Annotated in this window: 19 protein-coding genes; 11 read left to right on the forward strand and 8 right to left on the reverse strand. The window is 72.9% G+C overall.

Annotation, left to right across the window (positions count from 1 at the left end):
* Positions 1–152 precede the first annotated feature (152 nt).
* The 7 genes from ABZU99_RS19375 (at position 153) to ABZU99_RS19405 (ending at position 12,037) form a co-directional block, all read left to right on the forward strand.
* A complete protein-coding gene (locus ABZU99_RS19375; protein WP_356049163.1) occupies positions 153–842 on the forward strand; it encodes a GntR family transcriptional regulator in 690 nt (229 codons plus the stop codon).
* A gap of 139 nt (positions 843–981) precedes the next feature.
* Positions 982–1,704 (forward strand): DUF969 domain-containing protein, encoded by a 723-nt coding sequence (locus ABZU99_RS19380; protein ID WP_355952519.1) that lies wholly within the window; start codon positions 982–984, stop codon positions 1,702–1,704.
* The gene (locus ABZU99_RS19385) at positions 1,701–2,669 is read left to right on the forward strand and encodes a DUF979 domain-containing protein (protein WP_356049147.1); all 969 of its coding nucleotides are present in this window, start codon (positions 1,701–1,703) and stop codon (positions 2,667–2,669) included. The genes ABZU99_RS19380 and ABZU99_RS19385 overlap by 4 nt, the downstream gene beginning before the upstream one ends.
* A 13-nt stretch (positions 2,670–2,682) precedes the next feature.
* Positions 2,683–3,327, forward strand: coding sequence for a pyroglutamyl-peptidase I (pcp, locus tag ABZU99_RS19390; RefSeq protein WP_356049146.1), 645 nt, complete (start codon positions 2,683–2,685; stop codon positions 3,325–3,327).
* Positions 3,328–3,543: 216 nt separating this feature from the next.
* On the forward strand, positions 3,544–5,085 hold the full coding sequence (locus ABZU99_RS19395; protein WP_356049145.1) for a hypothetical protein: 1,542 nt from the start codon (positions 3,544–3,546) through the stop codon (positions 5,083–5,085).
* Positions 5,086–5,170: 85 nt separating this feature from the next.
* A complete protein-coding gene (locus ABZU99_RS19400) occupies positions 5,171–6,058 on the forward strand; it encodes a hypothetical protein (protein ID WP_356049144.1) in 888 nt (295 codons plus the stop codon).
* Positions 6,059–6,109: 51 nt separating this feature from the next.
* Positions 6,110–12,037 (forward strand): hypothetical protein, encoded by a 5,928-nt coding sequence (locus ABZU99_RS19405; protein ID WP_356049143.1) that lies wholly within the window; start codon positions 6,110–6,112, stop codon positions 12,035–12,037.
* 11 nt (positions 12,038–12,048) lie between these two features.
* Here the strand turns inward: ABZU99_RS19405 and ABZU99_RS19410 are convergent, their stop codons facing one another.
* From ABZU99_RS19410 to ABZU99_RS19440, 7 genes are all read right to left on the reverse strand, one after another.
* Positions 12,049–12,219 carry a hypothetical protein gene (locus tag ABZU99_RS19410; protein ID WP_356049142.1) on the reverse strand — a complete coding sequence of 57 codons (171 nt, stop codon included), beginning with the start codon at positions 12,217–12,219 and terminating at the stop codon, positions 12,049–12,051.
* Positions 12,220–12,741: 522 nt separating this feature from the next.
* Complete coding sequence (locus ABZU99_RS19415) at positions 12,742–14,214, reverse strand: aldehyde dehydrogenase family protein (protein WP_356049141.1); 1,473 nt, start codon at positions 14,212–14,214, stop codon at positions 12,742–12,744.
* Positions 14,205–15,374: an aromatic ring-hydroxylating dioxygenase subunit alpha gene (locus tag ABZU99_RS19420; RefSeq protein ID WP_356049140.1), complete on the reverse strand. Its 1,170-nt coding sequence runs from the start codon at positions 15,372–15,374 to the stop codon at positions 14,205–14,207. Before ABZU99_RS19420 ends, ABZU99_RS19415 begins: the two co-directional genes overlap by 10 nt.
* A 9-nt stretch (positions 15,375–15,383) precedes the next feature.
* Complete coding sequence (solA, locus tag ABZU99_RS19425; protein WP_356049139.1) at positions 15,384–16,547, reverse strand: N-methyl-L-tryptophan oxidase; 1,164 nt, start codon at positions 16,545–16,547, stop codon at positions 15,384–15,386.
* A 15-nt stretch (positions 16,548–16,562) separates the two neighbouring features.
* Positions 16,563–19,028: an FAD-dependent oxidoreductase gene (locus ABZU99_RS19430; protein WP_356049137.1), complete on the reverse strand. Its 2,466-nt coding sequence runs from the start codon at positions 19,026–19,028 to the stop codon at positions 16,563–16,565.
* A 180-nt stretch (positions 19,029–19,208) separates the two neighbouring features.
* On the reverse strand, positions 19,209–20,294 hold the full coding sequence (locus ABZU99_RS19435) for an S-(hydroxymethyl)mycothiol dehydrogenase (RefSeq protein ID WP_355952545.1): 1,086 nt from the start codon (positions 20,292–20,294) through the stop codon (positions 19,209–19,211).
* A gap of 334 nt (positions 20,295–20,628) precedes the next feature.
* A complete protein-coding gene (locus ABZU99_RS19440; protein WP_355952548.1) occupies positions 20,629–21,426 on the reverse strand; it encodes an IclR family transcriptional regulator in 798 nt (265 codons plus the stop codon).
* Between the two features lie 151 nt (positions 21,427–21,577).
* Here ABZU99_RS19440 and ABZU99_RS19445 point away from each other — a divergent pair, with 151 nt between their 5' ends.
* Positions 21,578–21,940, forward strand: coding sequence for a bifunctional 3-phenylpropionate/cinnamic acid dioxygenase ferredoxin subunit (locus tag ABZU99_RS19445; protein WP_355952551.1), 363 nt, complete (start codon positions 21,578–21,580; stop codon positions 21,938–21,940).
* Positions 21,937–23,130 carry an FAD/NAD(P)-binding oxidoreductase gene (locus ABZU99_RS19450; RefSeq protein ID WP_356049136.1) on the forward strand — a complete coding sequence of 398 codons (1,194 nt, stop codon included), beginning with the start codon at positions 21,937–21,939 and terminating at the stop codon, positions 23,128–23,130. Before ABZU99_RS19445 ends, ABZU99_RS19450 begins: the two co-directional genes overlap by 4 nt.
* Here the strand turns inward: ABZU99_RS19450 and ABZU99_RS19455 are convergent.
* Positions 23,078–23,497 (reverse strand): hypothetical protein, encoded by a 420-nt coding sequence (locus ABZU99_RS19455; protein WP_355952556.1) that lies wholly within the window; start codon positions 23,495–23,497, stop codon positions 23,078–23,080. The two genes, ABZU99_RS19450 and ABZU99_RS19455, sit on opposite strands and share 53 nt — an antisense overlap.
* A gap of 364 nt (positions 23,498–23,861) precedes the next feature.
* Between ABZU99_RS19455 and ABZU99_RS19460 the strand changes: the two genes are divergently transcribed.
* Positions 23,862–26,507 (forward strand): nitrate- and nitrite sensing domain-containing protein, encoded by a 2,646-nt coding sequence (locus tag ABZU99_RS19460; RefSeq protein ID WP_356049135.1) that lies wholly within the window; start codon positions 23,862–23,864, stop codon positions 26,505–26,507.
* Positions 26,504–26,929: a roadblock/LC7 domain-containing protein gene (locus tag ABZU99_RS19465; RefSeq protein WP_355952562.1), complete on the forward strand. Its 426-nt coding sequence runs from the start codon at positions 26,504–26,506 to the stop codon at positions 26,927–26,929. The genes ABZU99_RS19460 and ABZU99_RS19465 overlap by 4 nt, the downstream gene beginning before the upstream one ends.
* The last annotated feature ends 6 nt before the right edge of the window (positions 26,930–26,935 follow it).

A 26,935-nucleotide genomic window follows, 5' to 3' on the forward strand; every position in this document is an offset into this window, starting at 1 on the left:
TGTTGTTGCTTTCCCGATTCTGGGCTTCACTTCTCGGCATACGGAACGAGCAAGGCGGTAAAAGCCAGCGGAAGGGAGTAAAGGTGGCAAACGGGGTGAAGGGTGTGAAAGGGCGACTGGCGGAGGCGTCGAGCGTGTCCGAGGTATCGGCGATGTCCGAGGTCGCCGGCCTTGAGGCCGACCGGGCGCTGCTGGGGCGTACCAGCACCGCCGAGCGGGTGGCGGACATTTTGCGCGACCGTATCGCCGAAGGGTTCTTCCCGCCCGGCACCCGGCTCTCCGAGGACAGCGTGGGTGGCGCGCTCGGCGTCTCGCGCAACACCCTCCGCGAGGCGTTCCGCCTGCTCACGCACGAGCGGCTGCTGGTGCACGAGCTCAACCGCGGGGTGTTCGTCCGCATCGTCACGGTCGACGACCTCCATGACATCTACCGCGTGCGCAGGCTTGTCGAATGCGCCACCGTCCGCGGCCTGGGGGAGCCCCCGTACCCCCTGGAGGCGGTCGAGGCGGCGGTCACGGCGGGGGAGCGGGCCGCGCACGACCGGGCGTGGCAGGACCTGTCCACCGCCAATATCCGCTTCCACCAGGCGATCGTGGCCCTCGCCGGAAGCCCGCGCGCCGATGAGCTGATGCGCGGGGTGCTGGCCGAGTTGCGACTGGTCTTCCATGTGATGGACGACCCCCGCCGCTTCTACGCCCCGTATCTGGTCCGCAACCGGCAGATTCTGGAGGTGCTGCAGGCCGGGGACGCGGCGGAGGCGGAGCGGCTGCTGGCCTCCTATCTGGACGACTCCCAGGCGCAGTTGGCCGGGGCCTACGCGCAGCAGGTGTCCCAGCGGTAGCCGTTTCCCGGAGGTAAACGATCGGGCGGGCCGGGAACTCATTGGGTTCAACACCTTGTCGGATCGTTCAACGAACATCTAGCCTCCGGTGCACTCTCCTCACGTTCCGGTGAGGTCCTGTGCGCGGAAGGCGGGACGCATGATCGTTCTCCTGGGCGTCCTCGTGGTGATCCTCGGATTCGCCACACGACGCAACCCGTTGCTGGTGGTGGGAGCCGCCGGTATCGCCACCGGGCTGCTGGCCAAGCTCTCGCCCCAGGAGATCCTGGCGGCCTTCGGCAACGGCTTCGCCTCCAGCCGCTCGGTGACGATCTTCGTCATCACCCTGCCGGTCATCGGACTCCTGGAGCGTCACGGTCTCCAGGAACAGGCCCGGATCCTCATCGGCCGGCTGGGCAAGCTCACCACCGGCCGTTTCCTCGCCCTGTATCTGCTGATCCGCCAGCTCACGGCGGCGGTGGGCCTCACCAGCATCGCCGGCCCGGCCCAGAGCGTGCGCCCCATGGTCGCGCCGATGGCCGAGGGGGCCGCGGAGCGGCGCCACGGACCGCTGCCCGAGCGGATCCGCGAGCGCGTCCGCTCGTACTCCGCCAGCGCCGACACCGTCGGGCTGTTCTTCGGCGAGGACTGCTTCCTGGCCATCGGCTCGATCCTGCTCATCACCGGATTCGTCAACACCACCTACCACACCCATCTCGAGCCGTTGCAGCTGGCCTTGTGGGCCATGCCCACCGCCGTCTGCGCCTTCCTCATCCACGGCTTCCGGCTGCTGCGCCTGGACCGCTCCCTGCAGAACGACATCGCCGCCGTGAGCGGCCCGGCCGCTGCCGAGGGCAGCCGCACCGCGGAGGAAGCCAAGTGATCAAGGCCGAGTGGTTCTTCTGGCTCGTCGGCGCCGTCTTCCTGGTCATGGCCGCACAGATGGCCGTCGACCGCAGCAACCCCAAGCGCTTTGGCTCGGCCGCCTTCTGGGGCCTGCTGGGCGGCTGCTTCTTCTACAGCACCTGGGTGGTCGAGAAGACGGCCCCGGCCGAGCCCCTGGGTGTCGCCGTCCTCGCCATGGTCTGCCTGGGCGGCTTCGGGCTCACCGGGCGCGGCGTCCCGCGCACCACCACCCCCGAGCAGCGCACCGTCTCGGCCGCCCGGCTCGGCAGCCGGCTGTTCATCCCGGCGCTGACCATCCCGCTGGTCGCGGTGGTCTGCGCCTCGGCCGTCAAGCACTGGCACATCGGCGGCGAGCCGGTCCTGGAGGCCGGCAGCGAGACCATCCTCGGCCTCGGTTTCGGCGCGATCGCCGGGCTGCTGGTCGCCATGGTCGTGGTCCGCGAGCGCGGCGCCGCCGTACCCCTGCATTCCGGGCGCGGGCTGCTGGAGTCCATGGGATGGGCGCTGCTGCTGCCGCAACTGCTCGCCGTGCTCGGCTCCATCTTCCAGGTGGCAGGCGTAGGCACCCAGGTCGGCAAGATCACCGAACAGCTGCTTCCGGACGGCCAGAAGTACGTGGCCGTGGCCGTCTACTGCGTCGGAATGGCCCTGTTCACGGTCATCATGGGCAACGCCTTCGCCGCGTTCCCCGTGATGACCGCCGCCATCGGCTGGCCCGTGCTCATCCAGCAGATGCACGGGGACGCGCCCGTCGTCCTCGCCGTCGGCATGCTGGCCGGCTTCTGCGGCACGCTGGTGACCCCCATGGCCGCCAACTTCAATCTGGTGCCCGCCGCGCTGCTGGAGCTCAAGGACCAGTACGGGCCCATCAAGGCCCAGATCCCCACCGCCGGGGCGTTGCTGGTCTGCAACATCGCCATCATCTCGCTCTTCGCCTTCTGAGGAGGCCGCACAGATGACCCGGGTGCTCCTCACCGGCTTCGAACCCTTCGCGGGCGCGGACGTCAACCCCTCATGGCAGGCGGTCTCCCTCGCCGCCGACCGGCCGCCCCCCGGTATGGACGTCACGGCGGTCCAGCTGAGTTGCGTCTTCGGCAGGGCGCTGGAGGAGCTGGACGCCGCGGTGGAGGCGGCCGACCCCGACCTGGTGCTGTGCGTGGGCCAGGCCGGCGGCCGCCCCGGAATCACCGTCGAGCGCGTCGCGATCAACGTCGATGACGCCCGCATAGCCGACAACGCCGGCCGGCAGCCCATCGACGAGCCCGTGGTCGAGGGCGGCCCGGCGGCCTACTTCGCACCCCTGCCCATCAAGGCGTGCGTCGCCGCTGTCCGCGCGGCGGGGATCCCCGCCGCCGCCTCGCATACGGCCGGGACCTTTGTGTGCAACCACGTCTTCTACGGGCTCGCCCATCTGATCGCCACCCGCCGGCCGGCCGTGCGCGGCGGCTTCGTCCACGTCCCGTACGCGCCCGAGCAGGTCCTGAACGGGGCCGAACCGTCGCTGCCCGCCGCCACGGTCGCCGAGGCGCTCCGGGTGATCATCGCCACGGCGGTGGGTACGGAAACCGATCTGCGCGTCGCCGAGGGGGCGACGCATTGAGCGGGTCATACGAGCAGTCATACGAGCAGAGGCCCTGCCGCCGCCGCGGCGCTCGCCCGGGACGGACCACCGGGGTGCGGGCCGTAGACTGACGGGCCGGTGTGCGGCGGGGGACGCGTCGGTGTACGAGCGCCTGCGCGCGGGGCGGCTCCGTGCCATAGTGGGATCTCCGTGCCGTTTCGTACGTTGTCGGTGCGACCGCCTACTCTGTGCGACGTGACATCTCCACCCCACGGGGCCACTGCGCCCCAGCTCAACGGCCATGGCGGGGCCGCCCGCCCGGCCCCGGGCCCGGCCGCCGACGAGGGCCTGGCCCGTCGGTTGCGCGCGCTCGCGTGCACCGCGCCGCTGCACGACCTCGATGTGCGCAAGGCCAACCTGGCGGGGGAGTACGGGGTGTACGCGATGGCGGAGGTCGCCCTCGCCGCCATCGACCTCGTCACGCTCAACATGGACTTCGACACCGGTGCCGACCATGAGCAGATAGTGGCCAGGCTGCTGCCCCGCGTGGCGGCCCAGGCCCTGGAGCGGCCCTCGGCCGAGCACGAGCGCGTCGCGCGCTGGGTGCTGGAGAACCTGATCAACGTCGGCAGTGTGGACCGCGGCTTCCGCGCGGTCTACGGCACATTCGGCCCTGATGGGGCGTATGTCCGGCGGGACTATGACTTCAAGCTGATCGAGGAGGTGCCCGGCCCCGGCGGCAGCGTCTATCTGCGCACGACCGACGAGGCCGTCAACGTCCTGGTCGGCGCGCTCGACACCGATGTCACCAGCGCCCAGATCGCCGCCGAGGTCAAGCTGGAGGTGCTCATCAGCCGCGGTCGGCTCGCCGACGCCCAACTCGCCGCCGAGCAGGCCCGCTACCGCACCGTGCAGTACTCGGAGACCCTCCGCCGCACCCTCGACGCGACCCGGCGCAACGTCCGCGCGGTCGACTGGCTGCGCACGGTGCCCGAGCTGATCACCGAGGCGCTGGACCATGTCGCCGACCGCTACCGGCACGAGAACGCGATCCTCACCAACATCCGCAAGGCGCGCGACGAGGCTGCTTCTGGACGGGACTCCGAGCACAAGCGGCGCGCCGCCGAGCTCGTCGACATCGTCAAGGACTGCATCCGGCGCCACACCCAGCTGCAGTCCCGGCTGCTGGAGGCCGGACCCCTCTTCCGCGCCGAGCAGGACCGCCAGGCGTTCGCCGCCCCCGCCGCGCGCTCCGGCTTTGATCTGTACGGGCAGCTGCTGGCCCCGCTCCTCCCGCTCCCCCTCGAGCAGGCCGGCCGGGTCACCGACGCGTTCTTCGCCCGCGGCACGGGGCTGCGCACGCCGAGCTCGGTGCGCGTGGGCGACCTGGTCGAGATGCTGCTCACCCTGCCCGTGGAGCGCGAGCACCTCGGCGCGGAGATGCCCGAGCCGGACCTCATCGCCACCCCCGACGACAGCCGCTTCAGCGAGGGGCAGCTCGCGCTGGCCATGGACCTCCTCGACCTCCCCGCCGACGCCCCCCGCCGCCTCTCCGGCCTGCTCGCCGACGCCCGCCGCCGCGACCCCGACCTCCCTTACCTCATCGCCCTGCTCGCGGTCCACGCCGCCAGCCCCCCGGTCGGCACCGCCTATCGCCAGGGCGAACAGCGGCTGCTGTTCGCGGTGGACGACGGCACCGAGCTGCACGACCCGGAGTTCGGCGGCGCGGACCTCATCGTGGGCACGGCGCTGCTGGACGCGGCGGGCATGGCGGCGGACCGGGCGGAGGTGGTGTGATGGGCACGCGTCGCCCGAGCGGGGCGCCGAATCGGCGAGCAGCCGCAGCCAACCGTGAGACCGCCCCGCGCAAGGAGCCTCAGTCGTGACCGAGTACGACGCCGACGACCTCCCCCAGCCCGCACCGGCCGCCCCCGCACCGGCCGGTCCCGGGATGACGCCCGCCGACGCGGCCGACGCCGCGCGGCTGGTGGCCTTCGGGCTGCAGCCCAGGCTGGTGCCCGCGCGGGACGTCGAGTACGCCGAGCTGCTGCGCCGGCACCGGGACGAACCGGCGTTCGCGCGCCTCACCGATGCCATCGCCGCCGGGCTCGGGCTGATCGTACTCGAGGTGTCCACCCGCGCCGGGATGGCCGTGACGGCAGCCGAGGACTCCGTGTTCGCCGTACGCATGGGCGACTACGCCCGCCGGGCCGCCTCCGACTCCGCCGACCGCTTTCTGCACGGCCTCGCCCATCTCGCGGTCGCCGCCCTGGCGTTCCCGCGCCCCGAGGACCTGGCCGACGACGGCTATATCGGCCGCGTCACCGTCAACGGCGTCGACGCCTTCGTCCGCCAGTCGTGCCGCCGGCTGGAAGAGCGGGCCGAGGAGCAGGGGGAGAACACCGACCCCGCCACCGGTGCGCCGGGGCTGGAATCCGCCTGGCGGGTGTACGCGCGCCGCAGCGCGACCGGCGCGACCAAGGACGCCCGCAGGCTCGCGGGTTCGACGACCGGCATCGTCGGCAAGGCCGTCGCCTTCCTCGTCGACTCCGGCTTTCTGCAGCGCACCGGGGACGACGCCGGAGGCACGTACCGCACGACCGCCCGCTATCAGCTGCAGGTGCGCGACATGGCAGCCGGCGCCGCCATGGCCGAGCTGCTGGAGCTCGGCGTCGTGCCCGTCGGCGACGGCAGCGCGACCCTGCTGCCGCCGGACGACACCGACGACCTCGACCTCGTCGCCGACGCCGGTCTGCCCTTCCACTCCTGAGCCCCCGACCACCGCCCGCCCCCACCTTCACGACAACGAGAGTCCGCCGCCATGTACGAGCTGTCCCGGGTCCGCCTCTACTCCATCGGGCCTGCCGGTGCGCGCTACGCCGACACCGTGCTGGACCTGCGCGGAGTCGGCGAGCCGGTGCCCAGCCCCGCGCCCACCCAGGCGGAGTTCTTCGAGGAGGAGCCCGTCGGGCCGCCGCGCCGCCCCGCGCCCGCCGGTGTGCTCTTCCTGGAGAACGGCGGCGGCAAGTCCGTCCTCCTCAAGCTGATCTTCTCGGTCATGCTGCCCGGCCACCGCAACACCCTCGGCGGCGCCAGTTCCGGCGTGCTGCGCAAGTTCCTGCTCGCCGACGACTGCGGGCATGTCGCCCTGGAGTGGCAGCACACCGTCACCGGCGAGACCGTCGTCGTCGGCAAGGTCAGCGAGTGGCGCGGCCGTCAGGTCTCCAACGACCCGAGGAAGTTCGCCGAGGCGTGGTACTCCTTCCGGCCCGGGCCCGGCCTCAGCCTCGACTCGCTGCCGGTCGCCGCGTCCGCGGCGGTGCGGCCCATCGCCGAGGGCGCGTCCACCGCCCGCGGCCGCCGCCGTACCATGAAGGGGTTCCGGGACGCCATCACCGAGGCGGGCAAGGCATATCCGCACCTCGACGTGGTGTGGGTGGAGATCCACGAGCGCTGGAACGAACACCTGGGCGAGCTCGGCCTCGACCCCGAACTCTTCCGCTACCAGCGCGAGATGAACGCCGACGAGGGCGAGGCGGCCGGCCTCTTCGCGGTCAAGAACGACTCCGACTTCACCGATCTGCTGCTGCGCGCCGTCACCGACACCCGCGACACCGACGGGCTCGCCGACCTCGTCCACGGCTTCGCCCACAAGCTCGGCCGCCGCGCGGAGCTCACGGCCGAGCGGGACTTCACCGCCGGATCACTGGACCTGCTCCAGCGCATCGCCGAGGCCGCCGAGCGACGCGAACAGGCGCGCGGCGTCCACGCGGGCGCCGAGCGCCGCACCCGTACGCTCGCCCGGCGGCTGTCCGCGCGCGGCGCGCAGGAGCGGGGGCGCACCGCCGAGCTGGCCCAGCAGGTCGCCTCCGCCGCTGACGCCGTCACCGAGGCCGACCAGGCGCGCGGCCGCAGCGCCCTGATCGCCGCCGAACTCGCCTACCGCCACGCCTCGTTGGCCCTCGCCGCCGCCGAGAAGGGCGCCGCGGCGCAGCGCCGCGAGCTCAACGACGCCCGCACTCTGCACTCCGCCTGGCAGGCCGCCGAGACGGTGCTGCGCCACCGCGCCGCCGCCGACCGCTCCGCGCGCGTGGCCGCCGCCATCCGCGAGGCCGAGCGGGACGCGGCCCCCGCACTCGCCGCCCGCGCCAAGGCCGCCGCCGACCTCGTACGCGCCCTGCACGCCGCGGCGGCGGACGGCGAGCGGCTCGCCAACGAGGAGGAGGAGCGCTCCGCCGCCCTCCAGGAGACGAGCGAGGTCGCCCACCGCGACGCCACCTCCGCGGCCACCGCCGCCCAGCGTGCCCGCAGCGACGCCGAGCATCTGCGTCAGCGGCTCGCCGAGGTCGAGCAGGAGACCGCTGAGGCCGTACGCGCCGGCTGGCTCGACGACTCCGCCCCCGACGCCGACCCGGCCCGCGCCGCGCTCGCCGCCAGCGACGCCGAGAAGACGACGGTCGCCGCCTGGGACGCCGCCCGCGAGGCGGCCCGCCGCACCGCCGACCACGCGAAGGCGGCCGCCGCCGAAGAGGCCCGCACCGAACTGGCCGCGGCCCGTGCGGTGGACGCCGCGCGCGCCGCGGAGTCCGCGTACGAGGCCGAGCGGCGGTCCGCCGAGTCGCTGGGCGCGGAACAGCGCCTCGTCGAACTGCTGGGCCTTCCCCAGCCCCCGGCCACCGTCCCCGCCCCGCGCGGGGCCGGCCGCCCGTCGGCGGCGGAGTCCCGCGCGGCGGGCGGGGTGACGGTCCGTATCCCCGACGCCGCAGCCGGGCAGCGTGCCCGCGCCCTGCCGACCGACTCCGGCCGGGCGGGGTGGATCACCGTTCGCGTGGACGAGGAGGAGGACGCGGACGACATGCTGGGCCTCTCCCAACTCCCCGCGGCCTTCCGCGCGGACGGCCCGGTGCGTATCGAGGAGGCCGCGGAGGGGGGCCGGTTCGCGTTCGCCGATGTGGACGAGGACGGCGCGCATGCGTACGCGGACGCGGACGAGGCGTGGGGCGGCCATTCGTTCGGGGCGGACGCGGGCTCGGGGAGGCCCCACGCCGGGACCGAAGAGAGGGACGGGGCCGCGGGTGGCGGTCCGTTGGCGGCTGGGCCGCGCCTCACGGAGCCGGTTCCGCCCCGCTCCGGGGAGCCGGAGAGGGCGTCGTCCGGCGGTCCGGGTGAGCCGGGTGGGTGGGCGTCGTACCGTGCCGTGGCGGACGCCGCGCCGGGGGGCGGTCCGTCGGCGGGGGACGCGGGCCGGGCGGGGCACGGCACGGTTCACGTCGGGGTCGAGGAGGAGGACGGTGCGTCGCGGGCCGTCGGCTCGGGTGAGCCGGGTGGGTGGGCGTCGTACCGTGCCGTGGCGGACGCCGCGCCGGGGGGCCGTCCGTCGGCGGAGGACGCGCGCCGGGCGGGGCACGGCACGGTTCACGTCGGGGTCGAGGAGGAGGACGGTGCGTCGCGGGCCGCCGGCTCGGGTGAGCCGGGTGGCTGGGCGTCGTACCGTGCCGTGGCGGACGCCGCGCCGGGGGGCCGTCCGCCGGCGGGGGACGCGCGCCCGGCCGGGCAGGACACGGTCCACCTCAGGGCAGGGCCGGGCGACGGCGCGGCGGCGGCCGGGCGGGGCTCGGCCCAGGATCAGCCCGGCGGCGCCGCGGGCGGTCGTCCCGTGGCGGCGGAGACGCGCAGGCCGGGGCAGGTGACGGTCCGTATCGAGGAGACCGACGGCGACGACACCGCGACCAAGACCCAGGACGTACGCCACGACGGCGAGCCCACGGCGGCTCGCGGAAGCCGGGCGGTGGCCGCCGAATCCCGGCCGCCGGGCGAGGTTTCGGCCCGCATCGACGCGACAGAGGGCGGCGCGCAGACCGATGCCGAGCCGGGTGACCAGGGCGACCACACCGCCGACGACGCCGACTGCTGGGCACCCGACACCGACGGCGAGCCCCCCGCGCCCCAGCGCGCACCGGAGCCCGAACCGAGCCTTACCCACGTTCCGCTGCGCCCCGAGGGCCCGCTGACCGCCGAGGAACTCGACCGCAACGCCGACGCGCTGCGCGAGCTCCTCGACGAAAGCGTCACGTCCGCCGAGCGTCAGCTGTTCGAGCTGCGCACCGCCGCCGCCGACGACTCGCGCATCCTCGCCGCGCTCGGCGACGGCGGCCTGCTGCCGCCCGGCCCCGATGTGCTGGCCGCCGTGGAGTACCTCGGCGAGCACGGCATCCCCGCCCTCCCCGGCTGGCGTTACCTCGCCCAGGCCGTGGACCCCATGGACCACGCCGCCGTGCTCGCGGCCCGCCCGGAGCTGGTGGACGGTGTCATCATCACCGACCCCGACACCCATGCCCGCGCCCGCGAGGTGCTGGACCAGGCGTCGTTGCTGCCGCGCTCGGCGGTGGCCGTCGGAACCTCCGCCGCGCTGCTCGCGCCGACGCCCGCGCCCGGGGCGCGGGACACCGGGGTGTTCCTCGTCCCGCCGAACCCGGCGATGCACGACGAGCGCGCCGCCGACGACGAGCGGCGCGAGCTGCGGGCCCGCGCCACCGCGCGCGACGAGGAGATCCGGGTGCTGGCCGCCCGGTTGGCCGGGGACCGGGCGCTGTCCGCGCGGCTCGCGTCCTGGCGCACCGGCTGTCCGCCCGGCCGGCTCGCGGAGCTCGTCGCGGCTGCCGACACCGCCCGGGAGGCCGCCGAGGCCGCGCAGCGGGAGCTGGAGGAGGCGCGTACGGAGCGGGCGGAGGCCGACGAGGCCGCCACCGAGTCGGCCCGGGTGCGCGATGAGCGCCAGGAGGCGGCGCAGCGGGCCCGCCGGGTGGCCGACGCGCTCGCCGGGCTGGCCTACCGCCTGCGCGAGCGCGCCTCCTGGCAGACCCGGTTGCGCGAACTGGCCGACGAGGCCGCCGAGGCGGAGGAGCGGGCCGCCGCGTGCGTGGACCGCGCCCGCGCCGCCGACGAGGACCGGCGCGCCGCCCAGCGCGCGGCGGACGACGCGCACCGCACCGCCCGCGCCCTGCGCGCCGAGCGCGCGGAGATCGCGGGCGCCCCCGACGACCTCGGCGACGACACCGAGCCGCCCTCCGCCTCGCTGCCCGCGCTCCGCGAGGCGTACCGGGCCGCGTCCCAGGTGTACGAGAAGGTCGGCGTCGGCGCCGACCTCCGCGCCGAACAGGCCCGCGCCGAGAGCGACGAGAGCGCTGCCCTCGCCGCGCTCGACCGGCTCACCAACAAGGTCCGCACCCGCGCCGCCCAGCTCCTGGAGGGCACCGACGGCGCCGACGGCCCGTCCCGCCAGGCCGCCGCCGCCCGCGCCGAGTCGCTCGTCCAGATGCTGGAGACCCGTGCCTCGGCGGCGAGCGAGCAGCTGGGACGGTTGCGCGGCGAGGCCGAGCGGCTGGCGCCCACTGACGGCGACGCGCACACCGAACTGCCGGAGGAGATGGTTCCGGCCGACGCGGAGCGCGCGAAGGAGCTGCTGCGCACCGCCAACGCCGAACTGGCCGCCCGTACGGACGCCCTGGAGGCCGCCCGCACCGCCCACGCCGATCTGCAGCGCGCCCACCGCTTTGCCGAGGACGCGGCGGGCGGCTTCGACGAGACCGCGGCCCTGCTGCGGGATCTGCTGCGGGACGGTCCGGGCGCCGCGGAGGACGAGACTGAGCAGCCCGATCCGTACGCCGGTGACCTGGCCGAGGCCCGTCAGGCGGCGGCCGAGGTCCGGCGCTCGCTGCGCGGCTGCGCCGCCGACCTGTCGGCGGCCGACTCGGCGGTCCGGGAGGCCAGCGATGTGCTCGTACGGCACGCCAACTCCACCCGCTACGAGCAGGTACGCACCCCCGCCCGCCAGCAGATCCGCGAACTGCCCGCGGCGGCCCTGCCCGAGCACGCCGCGGCCTGGGCCGAGGCGTTCGCGCCCCGGCTGCGCGTGCTGACCGACGAGCTGGAGCAGCTGGAGCGCAACCGGGACAGCATCGTGGACCGGCTGCGCGGCCTGGTCGAGTCGTGCCTGGCCACGCTGCGCTCGGCGCAGCGGCTCTCCCGGCTCCCGGAGGGGCTCGGCGAGTGGTCGGGGCAGGAGTTCCTGCGGATCCGCTTCGACGACCCGGATCAGGCGACGCTCACCGAGCGGCTCGGCGAGGTCATCGACGAGGCGACTCGCTCGGCCGTGAAGAAGAACTCCGATCTGCGCCGCGACGGCATGTCGCTGCTGCTGCGCGGCGTCCACGCGGCGCTCCAGCCGCGCGGGGTGGCCGTCGAGATCCTCAAGCCGGACGCGGTGCTGCGCGCCGAGCGGGTCCCGGTGGGGCAGATGGGCGACGTCTTCTCGGGTGGCCAGCTGCTCACCGCCGCCATCGCCCTGTACTGCACCATGGCGGCGCTGCGCAGCAACGACCGGGGCCGCGACAAGCACCGCCACGCGGGCACGCTCTTCCTCGACAACCCGATCGGCCGCGCCAACGCGACGTATCTGCTGGAGCTCCAGCGGGCGGTCGCCGACGCGCTGGGCGTCCAGCTGCTCTATACGACGGGGCTGTTCGACACGACCGCGCTGGCCGAGTTCCCGCTGGTGATCCGGTTGCGGAACGACGCGGACCTGCGGGCCGGGCTGAAATACATCAGCGTCGAGGAGCATCTGCGCCCGGGGCTGCCGGCCCAGGACCCGGAGGGCGAGCAGGTGCACGGCCAGATCACGGCGACACGGATGTACCGGCGGCCCGAGGCGGGCGCGGGCGCGCCCGCCGAGGCGGCGGACCGCCCGTAGGAGCCGCGGGGCTACCCCTGACCAGGGGGCACCGTCCGGGTGATGGACACGGAGGAGGACGAGAAGCTGCCGTCGCCGTTGGAGTGGGCGGTGACCGTGTGGGTCCCCTTCGGCAGCGGACTGAACGTCGTGGAGGCCGTGCCGCCGACGAGAATCACTGTCTGCGGGGTACGTTCCGTCATGGCGAGGGTGACGGTCCCGGTGGGCGTCCCCGCTCCGGGGGTGGAGGGGGGCGAAGTCGGCGTATCCGCTGTAGCCGGCGCTGATCGTGTAAGGGCTGCCGGACGAGCTCGCGTAGGCGTGGGTGACGGTCGCCACGCCCCCGGAGACGTGCCGTGACGGAGGGCGCGGCGTTCGCGGTGCGCGGGACCAGGCCGTCCGAGGCTCCCCGCGCCACGAGCGGAATCAGCGCGCTGAGTGTGCGGACGATTCCGCGGGACTCCGGGTCGACGACGGCGACGCAGTTCTCGGTCCCTGCGTGTCCCCTGCGGAGGAGCACTCAGACGCGGAGTCATCATGGGGAGGCCCGGAACAGGGCAGGACGCCGCCTCGCTCCTCCGGAAAGGATGGGCGGCCCACCGGAATCGGACCGTTTCAGCAACCCCTTGTGGTGACGCGTGGAGCAACACCGCCGCCCCGGCGTCACCCGAACGGCCCGGCGCCGCCCGGCGCGTTGAGCCGGCGCCGGCCACGGCCGGGAGCTCTCAGGAGAACCAGCCCTGAGGACGCGGACGCGTATTGCGCCAGATGTGCTTGGTCTCGCGGTACTCAGCCAGACCGCCGGGTCCCAGCTCCCGGCCAGTGCCGGACTGCTTGAACCCGCCCCACTCCGCCTGCGGGACATAGGGGTGGTAGTCGTTGATCCAGACGGTGCCCAGCCGCAGCCGGGAGGCGACCCGCTGCGCCCGCCCTTCGTCGCCCGTCCACACCGCCCCCGCGAGCCCGAAGACCGTGCCGTTGGCCAGCCGTACCGCCTCGTCCTCGCCGGCGAAGTGCTCCACCGTCAGCACCGGTCCGAAGGACTCTTCGGCCAGCACGGACATGCCGTGGTGGCAGGAGTCCAGAACGGTCGGCAGATAGTAGAAGCCGTCGGCCAGATCCGGATCGTCGGGACGGGCACCGCCGCAGCGCAGCCGTGCGCCCTCGGCGATCCCCGTGGCCACATACGCCTCGACCTTGGCCCGGTGCGCGGCGGAGATCAGCGGACCGGTCTGGGCATGTTCGTCGAACGGCCCGCCGAGCCGTATCCCGCGGGCGCGGCGTACGACCTCCTCGACGAAGGCGTCGTGCAGCCGGTCCTCCACCAGCAGCCGGGCGCCGGCCGAGCAGACCTGCCCGGAGTGGAGGAAGACCGCGGTGAGCGCGTAGTCGACGGCGGTCTCGAAGTCGGCGTCCGCGAAGACGATATTGGGGTTCTTGCCGCCCAGCTCCAGCGAGGTTCGCTTGACGGTGCCCGCGGCGGCGGCCATGATCCGGCGCCCGGTCCGCAGCCCTCCGGTGAAGGAGACCATGTCCACGTCGGGGTTGTCGGTGAGCGGTGCGCCGGCCTCGGCGCCGGGGCCCAGCACCAGATTGGCCACACCGCCGGGCAGCCCGGCCTCTTCCAGCAGCCGCATCAGGGCGATGGCCGTGCTGGGCGTGAGCTCGCTGGGCTTCAGGACGAAGGTGTTGCCCGCGGCGAGCGCGGGCGCCACCTTCCAAGCGGTCTGCAGCAGCGGATAGTTCCAGGGGGTGATCAGCGCGCAGACCCCGACCGGCTCCTGGACGACGCGGCTGACGGCGTGCTCGGTGCCGGTGTCCACGACCCGGTCCGCCTCGGTGCGCACCATCCGCCCGTAGTAGCGGAAGCACGCCACCGCGTCGTCGATGTCCAGCTCGCTCTCCGCCAGCCGCTTTCCGGTGTCCAGGGACTCCGCTCGGGCGAGTCCGGGTTTGTCCCGCTCCATCAGGTCCGCGACGCGCAGCAGCAGATCGCCGCGCGTCGCGGCCGGGGTGCGCGGCCACGGCCCCTGGTCGAACGCCTGCCGGGCGGCGGCCACCGCCTCGGCGGCGTCCTTGCCCCCGCCCTCGTCGACGACCGCCACCAGCGATCCGTCGGCCGGGCAGCGGATCCCACGGGTGCGTTCGTCGATCGCCTCGATCCACTGGCCACCGATGAAGAGATCATTCACGGGCATTCCTCCGCTTCCGGGGTCGGGACATGGTCGGTCACCCATTGGTGAAAGGCGCCGATGTGGTGCTCGCTGGGGACGAGCACCCCGCCGCGGCGGTATGCGCGCGAGTGCATCGCGGGCTGGGTGCGCTCACAGGCGTCGAAGTCCTGGGTGTTGACCCGATGGAACAGTTCGACCGACTTCGACAGATCCCGTTTCGAGGCGACCACCTCGGGCGCGTAGAGCCAGTCGCATTCCACCAGCGTGCGATCGGCGGCGAGCGGGAACATCCGATGAACGATCACATGGTCGGGCACGAGGTTGAGGAAGACCTGTGGCCGCACGGTGATCGCGTAGTAGCGGCGGTCCTGCTCCTCGGCCAGACCCGTGATCCGGCCGAACCCCGCGCTGCCGTCCACCGTGAACCCCTCGGCCTCCTCGGCGAACCGGGCGCCGTGCCCGACGAAGTACTGTGCGGCGAGGCCGTCGGCGAACTCCGGCAGCACCTCGGTGAGTTCCGGGTGGATCGTCGCGCAGTGATAGCACTCCATGAAGTTCTCGACGATCAGCTTCCAGTTGGCCCGGATGTCATAGCTGATCCGGCGGCCCAGGGACAGGCCCGCCACCCCGTAGCGCTCCACGGCGGCGGCGTCGCCGAGCCGCTCGGCGACCGCCCCGATGACCGTCTCCTCGAACGACGGCGGCTCCTCGGCCAGGCACACCCAGGCATACCCGAGCCATTCGCGCAGCGCCACGGGCAGCAACCCGCGCTCGGCCCGGTCGATATCGGGCATCTTCTGCAGATTGGGGGCCGCGGTGAGCTTGCCGTCGAGATCGTAGGTCCAGGCGTGGTACGGGCACTGGAGCGAGCGCCGCACCGTGCCGGACTCCTCGGTGCACAGCCGGGCGCCGCGGTGGCGGCAGATGTTCAGGAACGCGCGCAGCTCACCGCGGCGGTTGCGGGTGATCAGCACGCTCTCGCGGCCGACCCGCACGGTACGGAACGCCCCGGGGCGGTCCAGATCGGCGCTGCGCACCGCGCAGAACCACAGGGCCTCGAAGAGATGCTCCTGCTCCCGCCGGAAGACCGACGGAGAGGTGTACCAGTGACCGGGGAGCGTCGCGATAAGACTGGAGCCTGGAGAGGCAGCGGCGGCGGTGGGTGACTCGGGTGCGACGGTCATGGGGTCTCCTCAGGCGGGCGCGGCGGCGGTCAGCCGTCGGGGGTCGAAGAGTTCGATGGGGTGCGGGGTGTCACCGGTGAGCGCCAGGTCGGCGAGGATCTCGCCGACGACCGGCACGAATTTGAAGCCGTGTCCGGAGAAGCCGCAGGCGACGGTGACCGCGTCGGTGTGTGCCGGGTGCCGGGTGATGACGAAGTGCTCGTCGGGCGTGTTGCTGTACATGCAGGTGGCGGCCTTGAGGAAGGTGCCGGGCAGGGTGGGCAGCCGCGGTGCGAGCTGGCCGGCCATCGCCGCCACCTCTTCGTCGTGCACGGTCCGGTCGATGGTCTCCGGGGTGCAGACGGTGCCCTTGCGGAAGAACGCCACCTTCGCCCCGCGGCCCGGGCCGTCGATCGCCGGGAAGCCGTAGATCTGCACCCCGGCGGCGTCCTCCCAGATGTAGATGGGGTGGTGGTCCGGAGTGTACGGACCGGTGCCGCCCCTGGGCTCGAACCAGTACATGACCTGGCGCTCGATGGTGAACGGCACCCCCAGATCGGCCAGCAGCCCGGGCGCCCACGCCCCGGGGCAGATCACCAGATGCCCGGCGGTGTAGGTGTTCTCGGGGGTGTGCACGCGGACGCCCGCGCCGCCCGGCAGCGCCTCCCAGCGGGTGGCCGGCTCCTCAAAGTGCAGATCCGCGCCGCCCTGGGTGGCGAGCTGGACATGGGCGGCGACCGTGTTCTCCGGGCGCACCAGACCGGCCCGCGCCTCGTACAGCGCCACCTCGTCCTCGGCCGGGGTCAGCGTGGGGAAGCGGCGGCGCACCTCCTTGGCGTCGAGCAGCTCGTGCGGCAGGTCCCACTGCCGGGCGGAGAGCACACTGCCCGCGACCGTACGGCTGCCGGGGCGGCCGATCATCACCCCGCCGCACAGCGTGGCGACCTCGCGGCCGGTGTCCCGCTCCAGCCGCTCGTACAGCTCATAGCTGCGCAGCAGGAGCGGCACATAGGCGGGGTCCTCGAAGTACGACTGGCGGGTGACCCGTGAACCGCCGTGGCTGGACCCCCGGTTGTGCACCGGGCCGAACTTCTCCAGGCCGAGCACGCGGACGCCGCGCGCGGCGAGATGGTGGGCGGCGGCACTGCCCATGCCGCCGAGGCCCAGGACGATCACATCGTAGGTGGGGGCCATGGCATCCTCCTTGGGTTACCGGCGGATGCGTTCCATCCGCGGGTCGAAGAGCGGTTCGGCGGCGACGGTCGCGGGGACCTTCTCGCCGAAGTACTCGATGTGGACGGCGGTGCCCGGGACGGCGGCCCCGGCGGGCAGCCAGGCGTACGCGACGGTCCGGCCGACCGTGTAGCCGTAGGACGCGCTGGTCACATAGCCCGCCGCGACACCGTCGACGAAGACCGGCTCCTTGCCCATGACGACCGCGGCCGGGTCGTCCAGCGTGAGACAGGCGAGCCTGCGTGCCACCGTCTCCTCACTGCGGCCCTCCAGCGCCGAGCGCCCGACGAAGTCGCCCTTGTTCATCCGGACGGCGAAGCCGACCCCGGCCTCGTACGGATCGTGCTCGGCGGTCATGTCATGGCCCCAGGCTCGATAGCCCTTCTCCAGCCGCAGACTGTTGAAGGCGGACCGCCCGGCGGCGATCACCCCGTGCGGCTGCCCGGCCTCCCACAGCGTGTCCCACAGTCGAAGGCCCAGATCGGCGGTGGTGTACAGCTCCCAGCCGAGCTCGCCGACGTAGGACAGCCGCATCGCGGTCACCGGGACATGGCCGAGATACGTCCGCCTGGCCTTGAAGTAGCCGAACGCCTCATGGGAGAAGTCATCGCGGGTCAGCGGCTGGACGAGGTCCCGCGCGAGCGGGCCCCAGACACCGATGCAGCAGGTGCCCGAAGTGATGTCGGCTATATGGACGTCGTCGGGTGCGTGGCGCAGCAGCCAGTCCAGGTCCAGTCCGCCGTTCGCGCCCACCTGCCAGCGTTCATGAAAAGCGTGGCTTTCCGCGATGCGGGCGACCGTCAGATCGCTGCGTATGCCCCCCGCCTCGTCCAGCATCAGGGTGTAGGTGACCGAGCCCGGCTTCTTCGCGAGCTGGTTGGTGGTCATGCGCTGGAGGAAACCGAGCGCCCCGGGCCCGCTGACCTCCAGCCGCTTGAGCGGGGTCATGTCGTACAGCGCGACCCGCTCCCGGGTGACCTTGGCCTCGGCAGCGGCGATCGGCGACCAGTAGCGCGCCGACCAGGGGTCGCGCTCAGGCAGCTCGATCCCCTCGGCGAGCGGGGCGTTGGCCTCGTACCAGTGCGGCCGCTCCCAGCCCGCGCCCTCCAGGAAGTACGCGCCCAGCTCCCGCTGCCGTACGTGGAAGGGGCTGACCCGCAGCGGGCGGGGCTCCTCCATGGGCTGCAGCGGATGGATGACGTCGTAGACCTCGACGAAGTTCCGCGCTCCGCGTTCGGCGACATAGGCGGGGGAGCGCTGGGCGTCCTCGAAGCGGTGGAGATCGTACTCATGCACGTCCATGGACGGCCGCCCGACGGTCATCCACTCGGCGACGGCCCGGGCGACGCCCGCGGAGTGGGTCACCCACACCGCCTCGGCCAGCCAGAAGCCACGCACCTCCCGGGACTCGCCGAGGACCGGCATCCCGTCGGGGGTGAAGGAGAAGACGCCGTTGAACCCCTCCTCGACGCGGCTTCTGCCCAGCGCCGGCAGCAGTCCGACGCCGTCCCGCCAACTGGGCGCGAAGTCCTCCTCGGTGAAGGGCAGCGAGGACGGCATGACGGGGGCGTCATCGTAGGCGGGCACGGTGGCCGGGTCGACCGGCAGCGGGCGGTGGGCGTAGCTGCCGATGCCGATGCGGTCGGTGTGCTCGCGGAAGTAGAGGTCGCGGTCCTGGAAGCGCAGAATCGGCCGGCTCGCCTCCGTCCGCGGGTCGTTCACGCCCGCGAGCTCCGGCAGCGGCGCGGTCTTCGCGTACTGGTGGGCGAGCGGCAGCAGCGGTACGGGCACTCCTGCCATCGCGCCGATCAGCGGCCCCCAGAACCCGGCCGCGGAGACCACGATGTCGGCGGGGAAGGTGCCCCGGTCGGTGACCACGGCCGTGACCCTGCCGTTCTCCCGCTCGATGCCGGTGACGGTGTGCCGGTCCAGGAAGTGGGCGCCGCGCGCGGTGGCCCGCTCGATCTGGGCGCGGCAGGCGAGCAGCGCGCGGGCCAGTCCGTCGGCGGGGGTGTGGAAGCCGCCGAGGATCGCCTCCGGGTCGAGCAGTGGCCACAGCTCGACGCACCGGGCGGGCGTGAGGAGTTCGCCGCGTACGCCCCAGGAGGCGGCGAGCCCTGCCTTGCGGTGCAGATCCGCCCAGCGCTCTGGGCTGGTGGCGATCTCCAGACCGCCGACCGGGTTGAAGCAGGACACCCCGTCGACCTCGAGGGAGGAGAACTTCTCCACGGTGTACTTGGCGAAGTCGGTGAGGGTTTTGGAGGGGCTGGTCTGGAAGACCAGCCCGGGCGCGTGCGAGGTCGAGCCGCCGGGGGCGAGCAGCGGGCCCTGGTCGAGGACCGTCACATCGGTCCAGCCGCGCGTCGTCAGCTCATCGGCCAGCGAGCAGCCGACGATCCCGGCGCCGACGATCACGACAGGGGCGGAGAGGTCGCGGCTCACAGGACCACCTCGTTCGCTTTTGTGCCGGTGCGGCGTGGTGGTGCGGGCTTTGTGGTCGTGTGCGGCCTGGCGGCCGTGCGTGTGTCGTTCACAGGGCCACCTCGTTCGCTTCTGTGCTGGTGCGGCGTGGTGGTGCGGGCTTTGTGGTCGTGTGCGGTCCGGCGGCCGTGCGTGTGTCGTTCACAGGACCACCACCGATCGCAGCACCTCACCGCGCTGCATCTTGGCGAATGCCGCCTCGACCTCCTCCAGCGAGATCGTCTCGCTGACGAACGCGTCCAGATCCAGTTTGCGGCTGAGATGGAGGTCGACCAGGACGGGAAAGTCCCGGCTGGGCAGACAGTCGCCGTACCACGAGGACTTGAGCGCACCGCCCCGCGAGAACAGATCGATCAGCGGCAGATCGATGCGCATCTGCGGGTCCGGCACCCCGACCTGCACCAGCACCCCGGCCAGATCGCGCATATAGAAGCCCTGGCGGTAGGTCTCGGGGCGGCCCACCGCGTCGATGACGATGTTCGCGCCGAAGCCACCGGTCAGCTCGCGCACCGCCTCGACCGGGTCCGTACCACGGGAGTTGACGGTGTCGGTGGCGCCGAAGCGGGTTGCCGCGTCGAGCTTGGCGTCGTCGATGTCGACGGCGATCACCCGGCGCGCCCCGGCCAGCGAGGCTCCGGCGATCGCCGCGTTGCCGACGCCGCCGCAGCCGATGACCGCGACCGTGTCGCCGTTGGACACCCCGCCGGTGTGCACGGCCGCTCCGTAACCGGCCATCACCCCGCAGCCGATGAGGCCCGCCGCCTCGGGACGGGCCGAGGGGTCGATCTTGACCGCCTGTCCCGCGGCGACCAGCGTCTTCTCGGCGAACGCGCCGATGCCGAGCGCCGGGCTGAGCGGGGTGCCGTCGGTGAGGGTCATCGGCTGGGTGGCGCCCAGGCTGTCGAAGCAGTACCACGGGCGGCCCCGGCGGCAGGAGCGGCAGCCGCCGCACGGGGCGCGCCAGGCCAGGACCACATAGTCACCGGGTGCGAGGCCGGTGACGCCGGGGCCCACCGCCTCCACCGTTCCGGCCGCCTCATGACCGAGCAGATACGGAAACTCCTCACCGATCGCGCCGTCCCGGTAGTGCAGATCGGTGTGGCACACCCCGCACGCCTGGATTCCCACCAGCACCTCACCGGGGCCGGGATCGGGCACGAGGACCGGCATCACCTCGACGGGTGCGCCCTTCTTCACCGCGACGACGGCGCGGGCTTCTTGCGGCATGGCTCACTCCTCTGTTCTCCTGCGCTTGCAGGGACCGGTGCATGGGAGCTGGCATGGCTGCCTCGATGGACGGGACAGTCGGCTGTCTCAACGGCCGCTGGTTACCCGCCATGTTGCGTATGGCGCGGCGCGTTGCGCGATGGGAAACATCCTGAAAGTCGTCGCCCCATGCGGTCAAGGGGTACGGGACAACCAGCTGTAAAGGTGCGCTGACTCCCGGTTTCGCCTCCGCCACCCGGCCCCCGCGGACGGCCCCGGACATGCCACGAGGGGGCCGGAACGCTCCGGCCCCCTCGACCGCGCGGCGGTGGGGTGGTGACAGGTGGTGCGGCGGTCAGCCCGGGAAGCCCATCCGGCGGGACAGCTCCTCGGCCGTCTTCACGGCGTATTCGGCCAGATCGGGCAGCCGGCTCTGCGCCATCCGGTACGCCGGGCCCGAGACGCCGATCGCCCCGATGACCGCGCGGTCGTGGCCGCGCACCGGTGCCGCGACCGCGTTCAGCCCGATCTCCAGTTCCTCGCAGGAGTACGCGAAGCCGCGCTCGGCGGCAGTCTCCAACTGCTGCCGCAGCTCGGCCGAGGTGGTGATGGTGTGCTCGGTGAAGCGCGGCAGCTTCCGTGTCACCAGCCGCTCCCGGCGCTCGCCGGTCAGATGCGCGAGCAGCACCTTGCCGCTCGCGGTCGCGTGCAGGGCGGTGCGCCGGCCCAGCCAGTTGAAGGCGGTGACCGCCGCGGCGCCGCGCGCCTGCATGATGTTGACCGCCGCGTCCCCGTCGAGCACGGCGATGTTGGCCGTCTCGCCGGTCTCGTCGGCCAGCCCCCGGCACACCGGGGCGCCCTCCTGTGAGATGTCCAGGCGGATGGCGGCCGCGCCCGCGAGTCTGAGCACCCCGGCGCCCAGGTAGTACTTCCCCCGGTCGCGTTCCTGCCCGACCAGGCCGCGGTTCTCCAGCACGCCGAGCAGCCGGAAGGCGGTCGACTTGTGGACCCCCAACTCGTCGGCGATCTCGGTCACTCCGGCCTCGCCGAGCCTGGCAAGGATCTCCAGGACGCTGACCGCCCTGTCCACCGACTGCACTGCCCCGGCGGCCCCCCGCTTCTCCTCGGCCCGTTCCTCGGTCGTTCTCGTCATGGGTCTGATCTCACCATCCGGCGGCTTCGCGTGGGGCCCCTCGGCGGGGAACTCTTGACGGCGCCCTTCCCAGTCTGGATTCTGTTGCGCATCGCGCTTTCCAATGCACCATTCAAAACGCACATGATACCGATCAGTGTGAGGGGGGCCAATGATTCCCGTCTGCCGTATCGAGGATCTGCCGGAGGGCGAGTCGGTGCGTGTCGAGGCCGGTGACGCCACCGCGCCGATCGCGGTGTTCCACACCGACGGAGCGTTCTACGCCATCGATGACACCTGCAGCCATCAGGACGCCTCCCTCTCGGAGGGGTGGCTGGAAGGCTGCTACGTCGAATGCCCGCTGCACGCCGCGCTGTTCGATCTGCGGTCCGGCGAGCCGACCTGCCTGCCGGCCCGTAAGCCCGTACGGACCCATGCGGTCACGGTCCTCGACGGAATGCTGTATGTCCACCCCGCGGTGCCCGCCGTACCCGGTGAGCCCGTACGGGCGGCACGGGAAGAAGCCGTCGCATGAGGGCGGTCACGGTGATCGGGGCCTCGCTCGCGGGTCTGCACGCGGTGCGCGGCCTGCGCTCCCAGGGGTACGACGGGCGGCTGGTCGTCGTGGGCGAGGAGCGCCACCGCCCGTACGACCGCCCGCCGTTGTCCAAGGACTTCCTGACCGCGGACGGCGAGGCGGGTGAGGGCCTGGGCGCGCTCGCCCTGACCGACCCCGAGGAGGAGGCCGGACTGGACGCCGAGTGGCTGCTCGGCGTCCGAGCCGAGGGGCTGGACGCCGCGGCCGGCGAGGTCCGCCTCGCGGACGGCCGCACGCTGCGCACCGACGGCGTCGTCATCGCCACCGGAGCCACGCCCCGGACGCTGCGCACCCCCGATCTCGCCGGGGTGCACACCCTGCGTACCCTCGACGACGCCGCCGGGCTCCGCGCCGAACTGCGCGCGGGCGCCGAGCGGGTGGTGGTCGTCGGCGCCGGGTTCATCGGCGCCGAGGTCGCCTCCTCGTGCGCCGCCCTCGGCCTCGAGGTCACCGTGGTGGAGGCCGCGCCGCTGCCGCTGATGCCCCAACTGGGCGAGGAGATGGCCCGGGTGTGCGCCGCGCTGCACGCGAGCAGCGGGGTGCGGCTGCTGTGCGGCGCGGGGGTCGCCACCTGGCGCGGCACCGGCCGGGTCACCGGCGTCGAGCTCACCGACGGCCGGGTGCTGCCCGCCGATGTGGTGGTGGTCGGCGTCGGGGTGCGGCCCGTCACCGGATGGCTGGAAGGCTCCGGTCTGGCGCTCGGCGACGGGGTGCTGTGCGACGAGGGGTGTGTCACCGCGCTGCCCAATATCGTCGCCGTGGGCGATGTGGCCCGCCTCGCCCAGCCCGGCACCGCGCGCACCGTACGGGCCGAGCACTGGACGAGCGGGGTCGCGCAGGGCGCGGTGGCCGCCCGCAATCTGCTCGCCGGATCCACCGTCGAACCGTTCGGCGCCCTGCCGTACTTCTGGTCCGACCAGTACGGCGCGCGCATCCAGTTCGCCGGGCGGCGGGAGCCGGCCGATACGGTCCGCGTCCTCGAAGGGGACACGGCCGACGGCGGTGGCTTCCTCGCCGTTTACGAACGCGACGAAAGGCCCACCGCCGTCCTGGCCGTCAACCGGCCCCGGTCCTTCACACGGCTGCGCCGCGAGCTGGCCCGCGCTCCGCAGCCGGCCGGGAGGTGACCCGCTCCGCCTTGCGGGCGAGCCGGCGCCGCCGGCGGATCTCCCGCGCCGTGCTGCTGGGCCGGGACACCACCCCGTAGCGCTGGTTCCAGACCTGCCGGGTCACCCAGACGTCCAGCACGCCCCAGGTCGCCACCACCGTGCTCGCCACCGTGGCGAGCACGGCGGGAAAGGCGGACCACGAGCCCGCGAGCGTGCACAGCGTGGCGACCATCGCCAGCACCATCGTCACCGCGACGATGATGACCGCCCGCACCGCCGCCGTCCGCACCGGATCGGGCAGCCGCCGCCTGCGGGCCGGCTCCTCGGTCCACAACTGGCGGGTCTCTCGCGCCGGGATGTCGCGATCCTTGTCCATGGCGTCCATGACGCTCCCACCCCTTTCTGCGGCTGCCCCGGTCCGGCCGTCCGGATAGCGGGACTTGGGTCGTATGCCCCCCTGGCGTCCCTCGTAACATCACGATCGGCGGCGATCGCGGGTTCCCCTGGGGAGGGGAAAACCGGCCAAGCGCACCCGGCTGGACGCGCTCGGTAACCGTCGGTAGACCACCAGGCCACGGGGGGTAAGTCGGGCAATCTCCCGACAACTCGTGATCGCGGCGTGTGCGGTGTTCCCTTCAGCAAGCGGACAAGTCTTCGAGATGGTCAACTCGCAGTAGTAGGCTCGCGCCCGCTCGTTGTCGGAATTCGGAACACCGCCCCCGGACTTCGGGGATGACGTTGGGGAGGCCATGCGCTTTCGCGGGAAGTCCATCCGCAGGAAGATCGTGGCGCTGTTGCTGGTGCCGCTCGTGTCACTCACGGCCATCTGGGCCTTCGCCACCGTGATCACCAGTCGCGAGGCGATGCAACTGCTGGACGCCTCCGCCATCATCGACAAAGCGGGCCAGCCGGCGGAGGACGCGGTGCAGGCCGTTCAGAAGGAACGGCGGCAGACCCTCATCCTGCTCGCGGATCCGCGTCAGTCCGACGCGCTGCCCCTGCTCCACGCCTTACAACGCAAGACCGACGAGGCCATCGGCAAGCTGCGCGCCGCCGAATCGGACACCGATGTGCACGACCGGCTGAACGACGACTCCGAGAACGAACTCGACGACCTCCTCAAAGCGGCCGACGGCCTCGACAGTCTGCGCCGGAAGGCCGAGGACAACGGCATCACGCGAACCGCAGCATATGAGTACTACAACAAGCTTGTCGATCTCTGCTACACATTCCGCAGCTCTCTGCACGCCGTGCCCGACACCGATCTGGACAAACAGGGCCGTGCGCTCGTCGCCATGATCCGCGCCCGGGAGGCGCTGTCCCGCGAGGACGCCCTCTACGTCTCGGCGCTCACCGCGCGCAAGATGACCCTGACCGACCTTCAGTCGCTCTCCGACCTCATCGCCGAGCGCACCCTCCTCTACGAGACCAATCTGCCGATCCTGCCCGCCTCGGAGCAGAAGGTCTTCGCCGACTACCGGCGGACCAACGCCGCCCCCGCGGCCCTGCGCGTCGCCGAGGGCAGGGTCCTGGCCTCGATGGACCCCGGCAAGGCCGTCAAGACCCTGGACCAGGAGCACTGGGAGGCCGCGGCCCAGCCCGTCCTCAACGACTACGACCGGCTGGGCAACGAGGCGACCGACCGGCTCCAAAAGCGCATCGACCCCGTCGCCAAGAGCGTCCTGCTCAGGGCCGGCGCCGCCGGCATCCTGGGCCTGCTCGCCCTCATCGTCTCGGTCTTCGTCTCGTTCCGGATCGGCCGCAACCTGGTCCGCGACCTGTCCCACCTGCGCAAGGACGCCCAGGAGGTCTCCAGCGTCCGGCTGCCGAGCGTGATGCGCCGCCTCGGCGCCGGGGAGCAGATCGACGTCGAGACCGAGGCACCCCGGCTCGACTACGGCTCCGATGAGATGGGCCAGGTCGGCCAGGCCCTCAACACCCTCCAGCGGGCCGCCGTCGAGGCCGCGGTCAAGCAGGCCGAACTCCGGCAGGGCGTCTCCGACGTCTTCGTCAACCTCGCCCGCCGCAGCCAGGTGCTGCTGCACCGCCAGCTGACCCTGCTGGACACCATGGAGCGGCGCACCGAGGACACCGATGAACTCGCCGACCTCTTCCGCCTGGACCATATGACCACCCGCATGCGGCGCCACGCCGAGGGCCTGGTCATTCTCTCCGGCGCCGCCCCCTCGCGGCAGTGGCGCAAGCCGATCCAGCTGATGGACGTGGTGCGCGCCGCCGTCGCCGAGGTCGAGGACTACGAGCGGATCGAGGTCCGCCGGCTGCCGCGGCTCGCGGTCATCGGCCCGGCCGTCGGCGACCTCACCCATCTCGTCGCCGAACTCCTGGAGAACGCCACCGTCTTCTCTCCGCCACACACCGCCGTCCATGTGCACGGCGAGCGGGTCGCCAAGGGCTTCACCCTGGAGATCCACGACCGGGGGCTCGGCATGACGCCCGACGCGCTGCTGGAGGCCAACCTCAGGCTCGCCGAAACCCCCGAGTTCGAGCTGTCCGACACCGACCGGCTGGGGCTGTTCGTGGTCAGCCGGCTCGCCCAGCGGCAGGGAGTGCGCGTCTCGCTGCAGCCCTCTCCCTACGGCGGCATCACGGCCATCGTGCTCATCCCCTCCTCGCTGCTCACCGACAGCGGCACCGACGACCGGGACGAGAATGAGGATCCGCGGGACCGGCAGACCACGCCGTGCGGGGCGGAGTTGGACGGGCCCGTCGAACTCGAGGTGCCGGTCTCCCCGCTCTCGGCCTTCGTCCAGGAGGAGGACCAGGACCAGGACGAGGAAGTCGGCGGAATCTTCCGCGCCCGCGGTCTGCCGGCGCGCCGGCCCACCCCCGTGGAGCAGCACCAGCAGGCGCCGGACGGCCCCCTGCCCGTGCGCGCCGACGTCCTCGCGCCGCTGCCCCGCCGCGTCCCACCGGTGCTGGTCTCCGACCACGGCCGCCCGGTCGGGGGGACCTCGGGCGGACGCCACGCCCGCCCGCAGGGCGCCGGAGCCGGACAGCCGTCCCGGGCCGAACGCGTGGGGCGCGACGAACCCGGCGACGAGGAGCGGCCCGACCGGTCACCGCAGGCAGAGCGGACCGAGCGGCAGGGCCGGCGGCGCGCGGTGCCCGCCCAGCGGGCCGCCTCCGGGCTGCCCAAACGGATACGGCAGGCGAGCCTGGCCCCGCAGTTGAAGAACGACCCCCCACCGCCGGCAGAGCGGACGGAGGCGGACCGATACGCTGCCGACACGGATCCGGAACGCGAGGCCGAGCAGGCGAGGGCCACCATGGTCTCGCTGCAACGGGGTTGGCAGCGCGGCCGGAGGCAGCAGACCAACGGCTCCGGCGGGGCGGACACAGCACCAGGAACGACACATGAGGGGGACGGTCGATGACCGCATCGAACGCAGCACGGAACGCCTCGCCCCAGGGATCGGGCGAACTGAACTGGCTGCTTGACGAATTGGTCGGGAGAGTCGGCAGCATCCGCAAGGCGCTTGTGCTCTCCGGAGACGGCCTCCTCACCGGCGGCTCACGCGATCTGTCCCGGGAGGACGGCGAGCATCTGGCCGCCGTGGCCTCCGGTTTCCACAGCCTCGCCAAGGGCGTCGGCCGCCACTTCGACGTCGGCGGTGTCCGTCAGACCATCGTCGAACTCGACGACGCCTTCCTGTTCGTCACCGCCGCCGGCGACGGCAGCTGCCTGGCCGTGCTGGCCGACGCCGACTCGGATGTGGGGCAGGTAGCATATGAGATGACGCTGCTGGTCAAGCGGGTGGGTGCACATCTGGGCTCCGCTCCGCGCTCCGGTGGGTGACGGAGG

Origin of the sequence: Streptomyces sp. NPDC005266, from assembly GCF_040607655.1 — a bacterium.
GTDB lineage: Bacteria > Actinomycetota > Actinomycetes > Streptomycetales > Streptomycetaceae > Streptomyces.

Bases quoted from the DNA above. Each gene is read 5' to 3' on its own strand.
- solA (WP_356049139.1), bottom strand. From the start codon at position 16,547: ATGGCCCCCACCTACGATGTGATCGTCCTGGGCCTCGGCGGCATGGGC.
- ABZU99_RS19465 (WP_355952562.1), top strand. From the start codon at position 26,504: ATGACCGCATCGAACGCAGCACGGAACGCCTCGCCCCAGGGATCGGGC.
- ABZU99_RS19415 (WP_356049141.1), bottom strand. From the start codon at position 14,214: ATGCCCGTGAATGATCTCTTCATCGGTGGCCAGTGGATCGAGGCGATC.
- ABZU99_RS19405 (WP_356049143.1), top strand. From the start codon at position 6,110: ATGTACGAGCTGTCCCGGGTCCGCCTCTACTCCATCGGGCCTGCCGGT.
- ABZU99_RS19460 (WP_356049135.1), top strand. From the start codon at position 23,862: ATGCGCTTTCGCGGGAAGTCCATCCGCAGGAAGATCGTGGCGCTGTTG.
- ABZU99_RS19410 (WP_356049142.1), bottom strand. From the start codon at position 12,219: ATGACGGAACGTACCCCGCAGACAGTGATTCTCGTCGGCGGCACGGCC.
- ABZU99_RS19455 (WP_355952556.1), bottom strand. From the start codon at position 23,497: ATGGACGCCATGGACAAGGATCGCGACATCCCGGCGCGAGAGACCCGC.
- ABZU99_RS19420 (WP_356049140.1), bottom strand. From the start codon at position 15,374: ATGACCGTCGCACCCGAGTCACCCACCGCCGCCGCTGCCTCTCCAGGC.
- ABZU99_RS19380 (WP_355952519.1), top strand. From the start codon at position 982: ATGATCGTTCTCCTGGGCGTCCTCGTGGTGATCCTCGGATTCGCCACA.
- ABZU99_RS19450 (WP_356049136.1), top strand. From the start codon at position 21,937: ATGAGGGCGGTCACGGTGATCGGGGCCTCGCTCGCGGGTCTGCACGCG.
- ABZU99_RS19440 (WP_355952548.1), bottom strand. From the start codon at position 21,426: ATGACGAGAACGACCGAGGAACGGGCCGAGGAGAAGCGGGGGGCCGCC.
- ABZU99_RS19445 (WP_355952551.1), top strand. From the start codon at position 21,578: ATGATTCCCGTCTGCCGTATCGAGGATCTGCCGGAGGGCGAGTCGGTG.
- ABZU99_RS19375 (WP_356049163.1), top strand. From the start codon at position 153: ATGTCCGAGGTCGCCGGCCTTGAGGCCGACCGGGCGCTGCTGGGGCGT.
- ABZU99_RS19435 (WP_355952545.1), bottom strand. From the start codon at position 20,294: ATGCCGCAAGAAGCCCGCGCCGTCGTCGCGGTGAAGAAGGGCGCACCC.
- pcp (WP_356049146.1), top strand. From the start codon at position 2,683: ATGACCCGGGTGCTCCTCACCGGCTTCGAACCCTTCGCGGGCGCGGAC.